The organism is Streptomyces sp. NPDC057617 (assembly GCF_042800555.1).
Lineage (GTDB): Bacteria > Actinomycetota > Actinomycetes > Streptomycetales > Streptomycetaceae > Streptomyces.
Genome location: NZ_JBHVGV010000008.1, coordinates 76,594 through 91,660, shown reverse-complemented (window position 1 = coordinate 91,660; position 15,067 = coordinate 76,594). Strand labels below are relative to the sequence as shown.

Below are 15,067 nucleotides of genomic sequence, written 5' to 3'. Positions count from 1 at the left end.
GGGGAATTCCCCGGGGACTGTCTTCATTTACGCCAGAACCCCCCTGATCGCAGGGGGGTTCGCGGTCGTGCCCCTAGCTCGCTTCGTGCCTGGAACGCCTAGTCGGCGATCAGGCCCGTCGCGGCCACGGGGCGGTCGATGGACATCAGCCAGCGGCCGTCGTCACCGCGGCGCAGGACGTCGGTGCACACGCCCCGGAGCTGTACGGGCTCGCCGTCCGGGCCGGTGGTGTCGATCTTGTAGTCGACACCGATCAGCGCGACATCGCCGGCGACATACGCGTGGGTCACCGTGGCGCGCAGGTCGGGCTTGGTGCCGAGGAACTCCTTGAAGAACGCCAGCCGCGCCTCGCCGGTCAGGGGCTCGCCCGAGAAATTCGAGATCGAGTCGTCGCGGTAAAGGCTGTTGAACAGCGCTCCGTCACCGGAGTTGAACGCCTGGATGAAGATCTCGTTCTGGGTGTCGGTGTCGGCGGTGAGGTCGGGGTTCGCCGGGTCGAAGTCAACACTGAATGTGTACGACATGATCGGTCAGTCCTTTCTGTGGATTCGGGGGAAAGCCGCGCGGACCCGGGTCACTCCTGGCCGTACGGGTCGTCGATGGCGTAACGCCACACCTTGTCCTCGCCCAGCCGCAGGACGTCGACGCCGGTGCCCTTGAGCCGCTCGGGCTTTCCCTCGGCGTCGACCGTGTCGATCGTCCAGTCGACGATCAGCAGGGCCGTGTCGCCGGTCACAAACGTCTGCCGGGGCACGGCGGTCATCGTCGGCCGGCTCTTGAGGAATTCCCGCTGGTATTCCCGGCGCGCGTCGCCCGTCAGCGGCTTGCCCGGCTCCCAGACGGCGACGGACTCCGCCGTATAGAAGCTGTCGACGGTTTCGAAGTCGCCCGCGTTGAAAGCCTCCACATACTGACTTGTGTGCTTTTCCACGTCGTCGGTGAGCTGTGACATGACGAGATCCAACCTGCCTTCTCTTGTAGCCGGGTGCCACCCATTTCGTACGCCGACACTATTGCGACGCCATCAACCTCTCACCCATGAACGGGTAATGCGGCGATCTCCCGGCCCGTGGCAGGGGTGATTACCGCCCGGTGGAGCCGCGCTGAGAGGGCTGAGAGAACCACCTGCCTACGATCTGGAAGCAGTGTCACCGAAATGCCTTTCAAGGTCGCCCAGTTCGGCCGGATTCACTGGAAAGGGAAGTCGAGCGCGATGACGAATCAGCACCATTCCCACAGGGCTGCTCAGGGCGCCGGGCTCGAAGAGGGCGTCGCGGTCGTCGGAGTGTCCTGCCGGCTTCCGGGGGCGGACGGGCCCGAGGCCTTCTGGGACCTGCTGCGCACCGGCTCGGACGCCATCACCGAGGTGCCGGAGGGGCGCTGGCTGCCCGCGTCCGGTACGGAGGCGTACGAGGCGGCGGAGCCGGGGACGCGCCGGGGCGGGTTCCTGGACCGGGTGGACACCTTCGACGCGGACTTCTTCGGGGTCTCGCCGCGCGAGGCCGTCACCATGGATCCGCAGCAGCGGCTGGTGCTGGAACTGGCCTGGGAGGCCCTGGAGGACGCGGGCACCCTGCCGGCCGCGCTGCGCGGCAGCCGTACCGCCGTGTTCGTGGGCACCCTGCGCGACGAGTACGCGGCCCTGCTCTACCAGTACGGCGACCGGGCGATCACCCAGCACACCATGGCCGGGGTCAACCGGGGCGTCATCGCCAACCGGGTCTCGTACCACCTCGGCCTGCACGGGCCGAGCCTGACGGTCGACTCGGCGCAGTCCTCCTCGCTGGTCGCCGTCCATCTCGCCTGCGAGTCACTGCGCTCCGGCGAGAGCGACACGGCGATCGCGGCGGGCGTCAATCTGAACATCCTCGCGGAGGGCGCGGTCACCGAGGAGCGGTTCGGCGGGCTCTCGCCGGACGGTACGACGTACACCTTCGACGCCCGCGCCAACGGTTTCGTGCGCGGTGAGGGCGGGGCGGTCCTCGTACTCAAGCCGCTGGCCCGCGCGGTCGAGGACGGCGACCGGATCTACGGAGTGATCCGCGGCAGCGCGGTCAACAACGACGGTACGACTCCGGGCCTGACGGTCCCCGGCCGGCCCGCGCAGGAGCGGGTGCTGCGCGAGGCGTACGAGAAGGCCGGGGTCGACCCGGCGGCCGTGCAGTACGTCGAGCTGCACGGCACGGGGACCCCGGTGGGCGACCCCATCGAGGCGGCTGCACTGGGCGCGGTGCTGGGCGCGGGCCGGGACCCTCGGACGCGGCTGCGGGTCGGTTCGGCCAAGACCAATGTGGGCCATCTCGAAGGCGCGGCCGGCATCGTCGGTCTGCTCAAGGCGCTGCTGGCGCTGAGCCACCGGCGGCTGCCCGCGAGCCTCAACTTTGATGCCCCGAACCCCCGGATTGCCTTGGACGAGCTGGGACTTGAGGTGCAGCGGGAGCTGTCCGAGTGGCCCGCGCCCGAGCGGCCGCTGGTGGCCGGGGTCTCCTCCTTCGGCATGGGCGGCACGAACGCGCATGTCGTCCTCACCGAGGGCCCGGTGTCCCTCGCGCCCGGCGCTCCCGCACAGCCGGGAGCCGCCGCTGCCGAAGTGGTTCCGCTGGTGCTCTCCGGGCGCTCGGAGGCGGCGCTGCGGGCCCAGGCCGCCCGGCTGCGGGACGCTCTCGCCCGCGAGGACGCGCCCGCCACGGCCGACGCCGCCTGGTCCCTGGCCACCACCCGTACCGTCTTCGAGCACCGGGCGGTCGCGCTCGCCGCGCCAGAGGGCGGCCCCGGTCTGCTGAGCGCCCTCGACGCGCTCGCCGAGGGCCGGGCGTCGGCGGATGTGGTGACCGGGTCCGCGCGGCCGGGGCGGCTCGCCTTCGTCTTCACCGGGCAGGGCGCCCAGCGCGCCGGGATGGGCCTGGAGCTGTACGGGGCGTTCCCCGCGTTCACCGAGGCGTTCGACGCGGTCCGCGCCGAGCTGGACCCGCTGCTCGGCCGGCCGCTGCTGGAGGTGATCGCCTCCGGGGAGGGACTGGACGAGACCGGGTACACCCAGCCCGCGCTGTTCGCCCTCGAAGTGGCGCTCTACCGGCTGGTCGAGTCCTGGGGCGTGGTGCCCGAGCTGGTCGCGGGACACTCCATCGGCGAGATCGCCGCCGCGCATGTCGCGGGGGTTCTCGATCTGCCGGACGCCGCGCGGCTCGTCGCCGCGCGCGGCCGGCTGATGCAGGCGCTCGAATCCGGCGGCGCGATGGTCGCGGTGGAGGCCACGGAGAGCGAGGTGCTCGCGCTCCTCGACGGCCATGAGCGGCAGGCCGGCATCGCGGCGGTGAACGGGCCGCGCTCGGTGGTCCTGTCCGGCGCCGAGGACACCGTGCTCGCCCTCGCGGACCAGCTGCGCGGCCAGGGACGCAGGACCAAGCGGCTGACCGTCTCGCACGCCTTCCATTCGCCGCTGATGGACCCGATGCTCGACGACTTCCGTACGGTCGTCGAAGGGCTGACCCTGCGCGCGCCCCGCCTCGACGCGGTGTCGTCGGTGACCGGCGCGCCCGTCACCGACGCCTGGTCGTCGGCCGCGTACTGGGTGGAGCAGGTGCGCCGCCCGGTGCGGTTCCTGGACGCGGTCCGGGCCCTGGAGGACGCGGGCGCCACGGCGTTCCTGGAGCTGGGCCCTGACAGGGTCTGCTCGGCCATGGTCCGTGACAGCGTCCGGGACGCGGACGCGGCGGTGTCGGTGGCCGTGCTGCGCCGGGGCCGTCCGGAGGCGAGGATCCTGCTGGCGGCCCTCGCCGCCGTCTTCGTACGCGGTACGGACATCGGCTGGGGCGGGGTCCCCTCGTACGGCGACGCCCGCCGCGTACCGCTGCCCGCCTATGCCTTCCAGCGCGAGCGGTACTGGGTGTCGGGCACCGCTCGTACGGGCGAACTCGCGCCCGCGGAGCGGGAGTCGGCGGCCCCGGAGCCGACCGGTCCGGCTTCCTCATTGGCGGTGACCGCGCTGGTCACCGCGCAGGTCGCGGCCGTGCTGGAGTATCCGGCCGGGCGGCAGGTGCCCCCGCACGCCACGTTCAAGGAGCTGGGCTTCGACTCGCTGATGTCGGTGGAGCTGCGCGACGCGCTGGCCTCCGCGACCGGGCTGCGCCTCGCGAGCGGGCTGCTCTTCGACCACCCGACGCCGGACGCCCTGATCGCCCATCTCGGCGCGGCCCTCGCCGGTACGGACCCCGCACCGGCCGGTGAACTGCCCCTGCCCGGCGGCTCGGACGAGCCGATCGCGATCGTGGGCATGGCCTGCCGCTACCCCGGCGGGGTCACCTCGCCCGAGGACCTGTGGCGGCTGCTGGCCGAGGGGCGGGACGCCGTGTCCGGCTTCCCCGCCGACCGCGGCTGGGACCGGAATCTGTACGACAGCGACCCGTCGCGCAGCGGCCACAGCACCGTGCGCGAGGGCGGGTTCCTGGACGACGCGACCCGCTTCGACAACGCCTTCTTCGGCATCTCGCCGCGCGAGGCGCTGGCGATGGACCCGCAGCAGCGGGTCCTCCTGGAGACCGCGTGGGAGGCCGTGGAGCGGGCGAAGCTGGACGCGGACACGCTGCGGGGCAGCCGTACGGGCGTGTTCATCGGCGCCACCACGCTGGACTACGGGCCCCGGATGCACGAGGCCCCCGACACCGTCGACGGCTATCTGCTGACCGGCACCACCCCCAGCGTGATGTCCGGGCGCATCGCCTACCAACTCGGCCTGGCGGGACCGGCGGTGACCGTCGACACGGCGTGCTCGTCCTCGCTGACCGCCCTGCATCTCGCCGTACGGTCGCTGCGCTCCGGCGAGTCGGCGCTGGCGATCGCGGGCGGCGCCACGGTCATGTCGTCCCCCGGGATGTTCGTGGAGTTCTCACGGCAGCGCGGGCTCGCGGCGGACGGGCGGTCGAAGTCGTTCGCGGCCTCGGCCGACGGCACCTCCTGGGCCGAGGGCGTGGGCCTGCTGGTCGTCGAGCGGCTCTCGGACGCCCGCAGGAACGGGCACCAGGTGCTGGCCGTCATCCGGGGCAGCGCCATCAACCAGGACGGCGCCAGCAACGGTCTGACCGCGCCCAACGGCCCGGCGCAGGAGCGGGTCATCCGCGCGGCGCTGGCGGACGCGGGGCTGGCCCCGGCGGACATCGACGCGGTGGAGGCGCACGGCACCGGCACCCGTCTTGGCGACCCCATCGAGGCGGAAGCGGTCATCGCGACCTATGGGCGCGACCGCGCGGACCGCGCGCCCGTCCTGCTCGGGTCGCTGAAGTCGAACATCGGGCATGCCCAGGCGGCGGCCGGTGTGGGCGGGGTCATCAAGATGGTGCAGGCCATGCGCCATGGCGTGCTGCCGAGGACCCTGCATGTCGACGAGCCGACGCCGATGGTCGACTGGGAGTCCGGCGCGGTCGAGCTGCTCACGGAGGCCGCCGACTGGCCCGAGACCGGGGAGCCGCGCCGGGCCGCCGTCTCGTCGTTCGGGATCAGCGGCACCAACGCCCATGTGATCATCGAGCAGAGCCCGTCGGCCCCGGAACAGGCGCCTGGGACCGAGCCGTCCGGGCGCCCCGCGCCCTGGCTGCTCTCCGCGCAGGACGCGGTGGCGCTGCGCGAACAGGCCGCCCGTGTCCGCGCGTTGGCAGCCGGTGGAGCCTCGCCGTACGACATCGGGCTCTCCCTCGCCACCACCCGTGCCGCGCTCCCCCATCGTGCGGCGGTCGTCACCGCCACGGCGGACGATCTCCTGGCCGGTCTTGACGCGCTCGCCGAAGGCCGGGACGACCCCCGGGTGGTGACCGGCGGCGCGGCGGGCTCGGGCAGGACCGCCTTCCTCTTCACCGGCCAGGGCGCGCAGCGCACGGGCATGGGCCGCGAGCTGTACGAGGCTCAGCCGGTCTTCGCCGAGGCGCTCGACGCCGCCTCTGCCGCGCTGGACGCCCATCTCGAACGGCCGCTGCGCGAGGTGCTGTCCGCCGCCGAGGGCAGTGCGGATGCCGCGCTGCTGCACCGGACCGCGTACACCCAGCCCGCGTTGTTCGCCGTCGAGGTCGCGCTGTTCCGGCTGGCCGCGCACCACGGGCTCACCCCCGATCTGCTGGCCGGGCACTCCATCGGTGAGCTGGCCGCAGCCCACTGCGCGGGCGTGCTCTCGCTCGACGACGCGGCGCGTCTGGTCGCCGCCCGTGGCCGGCTGATGGAGTCGGCGCGAGCCAGGGGTGCGATGGTCGCGGTCGAGGCCGAGGAGAGCGAACTCACCGACGACATGGCCGAGTTCGACGGCCGGCTGTCCGTCGCCGCGGTCAACGGCCCCACCTCGGTGGTGGTCTCCGGCGACGAGGACGCGGCGGAGACGGTCGCGGAGCGGTGGCGGGCGCGGGGCCGCAGGACGCGCCGGCTCCAGGTCAGCCATGCCTTCCACTCGCCCCATATGGACGGTGTGCTCGACGAGTTCCGCGCCGTCGCGGCCGGACTGGCCTTCCACGCACCGGAGATACCGATCGTCTCGACGGTCACCGGACGCCTCGCCACCACCGAGGAACTCACCTCGCCCGACTACTGGACCGGGCAGATCCGCGAGGCGGTACGGTTCCTCGACGCCGCCCGGGAACTGGAGGCGCGCGGCGCCACGGTCTTCGTCGAGATCGGCCCGGACGCGGTTCTGGCGCCGCTCGCGCGGGGCTGCCTCGCCGGCGAGGACGCGGTCACCGTACCGCTGCTGCGCGCCGGTCGGCCCGAGCCGGAGACCCTGGTCACCGGCCTCGCCACCGCGCGGGTCCATGGAGCGCCGCTCGACGGGGCCTCGTTCTTCCCCGGTGCCCGCTCGATCGACTTGCCCACGTACGCCTTCCAGCGCGAGCACTACTGGCTGGCGCCCCAAGCGACCGGTGACGCACGGTCGTTGGGGCTGGACTCCGCGCAGCACCCGCTGCTCTCCACCGCCGTGGACCTCGCGGACGGCGAGGGCCTGGTCCTCACCGGTCTGCTGTCGACCGCGACGCATCCCTGGCTGGCCGATCACGCCGTGGGCGGCGGGGTGCTGCTGCCCGCCACGGCCTTTGTCGAACTGGCTCTGGCGGCGGGCGGCCGGATCGGTGTCGACCGGGTGGGCGACCTCACGCTGGAGGCCCCGCTGCTGCTGCCCGACGACACGGCGGTCCGGGTCCAGGTCACGGTGGGCGCTCCCGCCGCCGACGGCGGCCGGCCCTTCGGCGTGCACGCCAGGCCGGACGATGGATCGGACGACGCGGCGCCCTGGACACGCCATGCCTCCGGTGTCCTCGGCGGCCCGGCCTCGGGCTCCGGCGCGCAGGATCTGGCTCAGTGGCCGCCCGCCGGCGCCACTCCCGTACCGCTGGAGGGCGTGTACGAGCGGCTCGCGGACCTCGGGTACCAGTACGGCCCCGCATTCCAGGGGCTCACCGGTCTCTGGACGTCCGGCGACGATCTGTACGCGACGGTGCGGCTGCCCGAGGAACAGCACGCGCCTGCCGCCCTGTTCGGTCTCCACCCCGCGCTCTTCGACTCCGTGCTGCACCCCCTCGTGCTGCACGCCGCCGACGCGGCGGGCGACGGCGCGGTCCGGCTGCCCTTCGCGTGGGCCGGTACGGAGCTGTACGCGACCGGCGCCACCGCGCTGCGGATCCGGATCTCCCCGGCGGGCCGGGACACCTTCGCGCTCACGCTCGCCGACACCACCGGCGCCCCGGTGGCGTCCGTGGAGTCCCTCACCCTGCGCGCGGTCCCCAAGGAGGGACTCGCCACGGCGGCGGTGCGCGATGACGCGCTGTACGGGGTCGAGTGGACGCCCGTACCGGCCGCCCGGCCCGCCCCGGACCTGCGGATCGCATGGGCCGAGGGCGGTGAACTCCCGGACGGGGAAGGCCTGGAGGCCATCGTCGTACGCACGGAGGACCTCGGCGCCCGCGACGAGGACCCGCTGCGGGCGGCGCACGGGACCGTACGGCGTGCCCTCGCGCTGGTGCAGCGGTTCCTCGCCGACGAGCGGTACGCGGAAGCACGGCTGGTGTTCGTCACGCGGGGCGCGGTCGCGGCGGGTCATAACGAAGAGAGCGGAGGGATCGGCGACCTGGCGTCCGCTCCGGTGTGGGGTCTGGTCCGCTCGGTGCAGAGCGAGCACCCGGACCGGCTGGTCCTGCTCGACTCGGCGGGCACGGTCACTGAGGAGACGGTCACAGCGGCCCTGGCGACGGGCGAGCCCCAACTCGCCGCCGAAGAAGGCGACTTGCGCGCACCCCGGCTGGTCCGGGCCGGGCAGGACACCGACGACGCCCCGGCCCCGCTGGACCCCGACGGTACGGTCCTGATCACCGGCGGCACCGGCGGTCTGGGCGCGCTCTTCGCCCGCCATCTCATCACCGACCATGGTGTACGGCATCTGCTGCTGGTCAGCCGGCGCGGCGAGGACGCCCCCGGCGCCCCCGAACTCCGCTCTGCGCTTGAGGAGTTGGGTGCCCGGGTGACCGTCGCGGCCTGCGATGTCGCCGACCGGGAACAACTCGCCGCGCTTCTCGGCACCGTACCGGCCGAACACCCGCTGACCGGTGTCGTGCACACCGCCGGAGTCCTCGACGACGCCACCGTCGAAGCCCTCACCCCCGAGCGGCTCGACGCCGTGCTCGGCCCCAAGGCCGACGCCGCCTGGCATCTCCACGAGCTGACCCGTGATCTGCCCCGGCCCCTGGCCGCCTTCGTCCTCTTCTCCTCGGTCTCCGGCCTCACCGGCACCGCGGGCCAGGCCAACTACGCGGCGGCCAATACCTACTTGGACGCCCTCGCCGCACACCGCCACGCGCTCGGCCTTGCCGCGACCTCGCTCGCCTGGGGTCTGTGGGACGCCACCCATGGCATGGGCGGCACCCTCGGCGAGGCCGGTGTGGCCAGGTGGGCCAGGGCCGGTGTCCGGCCGCTCACCCCGGAACGCGGCCTCGCCCTGTTCGACCGGGCGCTCGTCGGCGCGCGGGCGCTGACTGTACCCGTCGACTTCGACCTGGCCGCGCTCCGCTCCCGTACCGAAGCGCCCGCACCGCTCCTGCGCGGCCTCGTGCGGACCGCGCCCCGCCGCGCCGCCGCGGTGGCCGCGGGCGGCGGCGACACGGGCTGGGTTCAGCAGATGGCCGCGCTGCCCGACGACAAGCGCCGCGAAGCGGTCCTGGACCTGGTGCGGTCCACCGTGGCCGGTGTGCTGGGGCACACCCGCGCCTCGGCCATCGATCCGCGCCGGGCCTTCAACGAGATCGGCTTCGACTCGCTGGCCGGAGTGGAGCTGCGCAACCGGCTGAACGCCGCCACGGGGATACGGCTCTCCGCCACCGTGGTGTTCGACCACCCGTCCCCGGGGGCCCTGGCCGACCGTCTGGTCACGCTGGCCGCGGGAGCGGGTACCGACGCGGCGGCGGCGCGCCCCGCCCCGGCCCGCGCCGCCGCCGCGACCGACGAGCCGATCGTGATCGTCGGCATGGCCTGCCGCTATCCGGGCGGGGTCGCCTCGCCCGAGGACCTGTGGCGGCTGGTCGCGGAGGGCGGTGACGCCATCAGCGAGTTCCCGGTCAACCGGGGCTGGGACCTGGACCGGCTGTACGACCCGGACCCGGCGCACACCGGCACGTCGTATGTGCGGCACGGCGGGTTCCTGCACGAGGCCGACCAGTTCGACCGCGAGTTCTTCGGGATCTCGCCGCGCGAGGCCACCGCGACCGACCCCCAGCACCGACTGCTGCTGGAGACGGCGTGGGAGACGATGGAGAGCGCGGGCATCGACCCGGCCGGCCTGCGCGGTTCCCGTACGGGCGTGTTCACCGGCGCCATGTACGACGACTATGTGTCGCGGCTGGCCGCCAGCCCCGAGGAGTACGAGGGCTTCCTGCTCGCCGGGAACCTCTCCAGTGTCGTGTCGGGCCGGCTCTCGTACACGTACGGTTTCGAGGGTCCCGCGGTCACGGTCGACACGGCCTGCTCGTCGTCCCTGGTGGCGCTGCATCTCGCGGCGAACGCGCTGCGGCGCGGCGAGTGCGATCTGGCGCTGGCCGGCGGTGTGACGGTGATGGCGGGGCCGAGTGTCTTCGTCGAGTTCTCGCGGCAGCGCGGACTGTCGGCGGACGGCCGCTGCCGGTCGTTCTCCGCGGACGCGGACGGGACCGGCTGGTCGGAGGGGGTCGGGCTGCTGCTCGTCGAGCGGCTGTCGGACGCGAAGAAGAACGGGCACCAGGTGCTGGCCGTGCTGCGCGGCAGCGCGGTCAACCAGGACGGCGCCAGCAATGGCCTCACCGCGCCCAACGGCCCGTCCCAGGAGCGGGTCATCCGGGAGGCGCTCGCCGATGGAGGCCTGACCCCGGCGGACATCGACGCGGTGGAGGCCCATGGCACGGGCACTCGTCTCGGTGACCCCATCGAGGCACAGGCCCTGCTCGCCACCTACGGCCAGGAGCGCCCGGCCGAACGGCCGCTGCTCCTCGGCTCGTTGAAGTCCAACATCGGCCACGCCCAGGCGGCGGCCGGGGTCGGCGGGGTCATCAAGATGGTGCAGGCCATGCGCCATGGCGTACTCCCCCGGACCCTGCATGTCGGTGAGCCGACGCCGATGGTCGACTGGGAGTCCGGCGCGGTGGAGCTGCTCACCGAGGCCACCGACTGGCCCGAGACCGGCCGGCCGCGCCGCGCCGCCGTCTCCTCCTTCGGGATCAGCGGCACCAACGCCCATGTGATCATCGAGCAGGGCCCGGCCGCCCCCGAGCGGGAGACCGCCGCCGCGCCCGCGCTGCCCGTTGTGCCGTGGCTGCTCTCGGCGCGCGGCGAGGACGCCCTGCGCGCCCAGGCCGAGCGGCTGCACGTCCATGTCACCGGCCGGCCGGACGCGGACCTCGCGGACCTCGGTCTGTCCCTGGCGACCACCCGTACCGTGCACGACCAGTCGGCCGCGGTCCTCGCCGCTGACCGGGACGGCCTCCTGGACGGTCTGGCGCGGCTGGCCCGCGGTGAGACCCCGGCCTCGGTGGTACGGGGCGACTCCCCGGCGCAGCGCGGGAAGACGGCGTTCCTGCTGACCGGGCAGGGTGCTCAGCGGCTGGGGATGGGGCGTGAACTGTACGCGGCCTCGCCGGTGTTCGCCGCCGCCTTCGACGCGGTGTGCGAGCATCTCGACCGCGAGCTGGTGCGCCCCCTCAAGCAGGTACTCTTCGCGCCCGAGGGGTCCGCCGACTCGGCTCTGATCGACCAGACGGCGTTCACGCAGGCGGCGCTGTTCGCAGTCGAGACCGCCCTGTTCCGGCTCGCCGAGCACCACGGTCTGGTCCCGGACTTCCTGCTCGGGCACTCCATCGGCGAGGTCACCGCCGCGCATCTCGCGGGTGTGCTCGACCTGCCCGACGCCTGTGTGCTGGTCGCCGAGCGCGGCCGGCTGATGCAGGCGGCCAGGGAGGGCGGCGCGATGGCCGCGATCGAGGCGACCGAGGACGAGGTACGCGCCACTCTCGCCGGCCACACGGGTGAAGTGACGGTCGCCGCGGTCAACGGCCCCCGCTCCACGGTCATTTCGGGCGACGCGGAAGCGGTCGACCGGCTCACGGCGCTCTGGCGCGAGCGGGGCAGCAGGGCGAAGAGGCTGCCGGTCAGCCATGCCTTCCACTCCCCGCACATGGAGGAGGTGCTCGACGAGTTCCGTACCGTCGCCGCGGATCTCACCTTCCACGAGCCCCGCATTCCGGTCGTCTCCAATCTCACCGGGACCCTCGCCACGGCGGAGCAGCTCGCCTCGCCCGAGTACTGGGCGCGGCACATCCGCGAGGCGGTCCGGTTCCACGACGGGGTACGGCATCTCGTGGAGCTGGGCGTCACGGAGTGGCTGGAGCTGGGGCCGGACGGGGTGCTCACCGCGCTCGTACGGCAGTGCCTCGGAGACCTCGGGGACGCGGCCGTCGGGGTGCTCGCCCCGGCGCTGCGCAGGGGCCGTCCCGAGACGGCCGTGTTCACGGCGGCTCTCGCCCAACTCGCCCTGCGCGGGGCCCCGGTGCGCTGGGAGACCGTCTTCCCGGGCGCGCGCCGGGTGGAGCTGCCGGGCTATGCCTTCCAGCACCGGCGCTACTGGCTGGACGCCCCGGTGGGTGCGGGCGACGCGGCCGGGTTCGGTCTGGCCGCGGCGGACCATCCGTTCCTGGGCGCCGCGGTGGTGCTGGCGGACCGGGACGAGCAGGTGCTGACGGGCCGGCTCTCACGCCACAGCCATCCGTGGCTGACCGGCCATGTGGTCGCGGGCACCGTCCTCGTACCGGCCACCGGACTGCTGGAACTCGCCCTCAAGTCGGCGGCGCGGACCAGGACTTCGGGGGTGGACGAGCTGACGTTGGCCGCGCCGCTGGTGCTGCCCGAGCACGGCGGCGTACAGCTCCAGGTGTCCGTGTCGGCCGCCGAGGACGACGGCGGGCGGGCCTTCCGTGTCCACTCGCGGCCGGACGGCGACGAGGAGGCCGGGGAGTGGACGCTGCACGCGCACGGCCGCCTGCTCGGTGCCCCTGCCGCCAGCGGCGGTACGGACCTGATGGCATGGCCGCCGCCCGGCGCGACGGAGACCGATCTGAGCGGGGCGTACGAGCGGCTCGCCGAGCGGGAGTACGAGTACGGCCCGCCGTTCCAGAACCTGCGGCGGCTGTGGACAGGACCGGGCGGCGAGCTGTACGCGGAGGTCTCGCTCGGCGAGGAACTGCGCGCCGACGCCGGGCGGTTCGCCGTGCATCCCGCGCTGCTGGACGCCGCGCTGCATCCGCTGCTGCCCGGGGTCACGGACCGGCCGGGGAAGCCCTGGCTGCCGTTCTCCTGGAACGGTGTCACCACGCACGCCGCTACCGGCCCGGCGAGCCTGCGGGTCAGGCTGACGCCCACGGCCAGCGGCGACGCCGACTCACCGGTGTACACCCTGACCGTCGCGGACGGCACCGGGGCACCGGTGGCCTCCGTCGAGGCGCTCACGCTGCGGCCGCTGTCGGCGGACGCGCTGCGGGCGGCGGGCGGCGGCGGTGCGGCGGACGGGCTGTTCCGGGTGGACTGGACGCCGCTGACCGGCGGGGCCGCGAGCACGCCGCTCGGTGAAGCGGCTCTCATCGGCGCAGCGGGCGTCGCGGGGAACGCTCCCTGGGCGGCCAAGACGACCGCGTACGGCTCGGTCGACGAACTCCGGGGCGCGCTCGACCGGGGCACCGAAGTGCCGTCCCTGGTCCTGCTGCCGCTGCTCGGCACCGAGGCCGCGGACGGGGCCGGGGTGCCGGATGCCGCCCGCGCCGTACTGCACCGGCTGCTCACGGACGTACAGGCGTGGCTGGCCGACGACCGGTTCGCCTCGTCGCGGCTCGCCGTGATCACCCGGAACGCCGTCGCCACCGCGCCGGATCAGACGACGGATCTGGTGCATGCCCCGGTCTGGGGGCTGCTGCGGTCCGCGCAGACCGAGAACCCGGGCCGGATCGTGCTGGCCGACCTCGACGATGCCAGCCTCGACAATGCCCAGCTCGCCGATGCCGGCCTCGACGCCCCGGACAGCCCGCTGTCCCTGGACGCGCTCAGCGGCGACGAACCCCAACTGGCCGTCCGCGAAGGGAAGATCCTCGTACCGAGGCTGGCCCGCGCGCTGCCGGTCCTGCCGGCCGAGGGCTCCGCTCCGGACTGGGGCGACGGCGAGGGTACGGTCCTGGTCACCGGCGCGACCGGTGCGCTGGGCGCGGTCCTCGTACGCCACCTGGTACGGCAGCACGGCGTACGCCACCTCCTGCTGGTCAGCCGGCGCGGCGACAGCGCGCCCGGCGCGGCCGAACTCCGCGCGGAGCTGCTGGACCTGGGCGCCGAGGAGGTACGGTTCGCCGCCTGCGACACCGCCGACCGCGACCAGCTCGCCGCGCTGCTCGGCACCGTACCGGCGGAGCGTCCGCTGACCGGGATCGTGCACACCGCGGGTGTCCTCGACGACACCACCGTCGAGGCGCTGACCCCGAAGCGCCTGGACGCCGTACTGCGCCCGAAGGCCGACGCGGCCTGGCATCTGCACGAGCTGACCCGGAACCTGCCACTGTCGGCCTTCGTCCTCTACTCCTCCGTCGCCGGGCTGCTGGGCACGGCGGGGCAGGCCAACTACGCGGCGGGCAACACCTTCCTGGACGCCCTGGCCGCGCACCGCAGGGCGCTGGGCCTGCCCGGCACCTCGCTGGCCTGGGGGCTCTGGGCGGAGAGCAGTGCTCTCAGCGGGCATCTCGCCGAGGCCGATCTGCGCCGACTGGCCCGCTCCGGACTGCGCCCGCTGGCCACGGACGACGCGCTGGCGCTGTTCGACGCCGTACCGGCCACCGGCGAGGCCCTGCTCGCGGTCACCCGGCTGGACACCGCGGCGCTGCGGGCCTCCGGCGAGCTGCCGTCCCCGCTGCTGCGCGGGCTGGTGCGTACGGCGCCGAAGCGCGCCGCGAGCACGGCCGCCGAGCCCGCGGCGGGTCCCGGTCTGGCGGAACGGCTGGCCGCCCTGCCGCCCGGCGAGCGGGACCGTACGCTCACCGATCTGGTGCGCGGACTGGTCGCCGAGGTGCTCGGGCACGCGGACCCCACCGCGATCGCGCCCGAACGCGCCCTCCAGGAGCTGGGGTTCGACTCACTGACCGCGGTCGAGCTGCGCAACCGGCTGGCCGCGGCGACCGGGCTGCGGCTGCCCACCACGCTCGCCTTCGACCATCCCACCCCGGGGGCCCTCGCCATGTATCTGCGCGAGCGGCTCGCGGTCGACGAGATCACCCCGGACGAGCCGGTGCTGGCCGAACTGGCCCGGCTCGGGCCCGCCATCGAGGCGGTCTCGGGGGACGCCGGGGCGCACGGCCGGATCGTCGCACGGCTCCGGGAGCTGCTGGACGCGGCGGAGGCAGCGGGCCTGCCCGCCGCCTCCGCGGAGGAGACCGACGCCGATCTCGACACCGCCACCGACGAGGAGTTGTTCGCCCTGCTCGACGACCTCGAATGACCCGGTGCCGTCCCGGCGCACCGCGCACCCATGAGGCAGCAGACCGATCCCACAGGA

The 15,067-nt window shown here is 74.0% G+C and carries 3 protein-coding genes; 1 reads left to right on the top strand and 2 read right to left on the bottom strand.

All coding sequences use genetic code 11. The features are described 5' to 3' along the window. Positions 1-98 precede the first annotated feature (98 nt). On the bottom strand, positions 99-524 hold the full coding sequence (locus ACFU9P_RS20665; RefSeq protein WP_376372846.1) for a YybH family protein: 426 nt from the start codon (positions 522-524) through the stop codon (positions 99-101). Positions 525-574: 50 nt separating this feature from the next. Then, a complete protein-coding gene (locus tag ACFU9P_RS20660; protein WP_376372843.1) occupies positions 575-952 on the bottom strand; it encodes a YybH family protein in 378 nt (125 codons plus the stop codon). A gap of 261 nt (positions 953-1,213) precedes the next feature. On the opposite strand from ACFU9P_RS20660, the gene ACFU9P_RS20655 reads away from it, so the two are divergent. Next, entirely contained in the window at positions 1,214-15,010 is a 13,797-nt protein-coding gene (locus ACFU9P_RS20655; RefSeq protein WP_384082872.1) for an SDR family NAD(P)-dependent oxidoreductase, read from the top strand. The last annotated feature ends 57 nt before the right edge of the window (positions 15,011-15,067 follow it).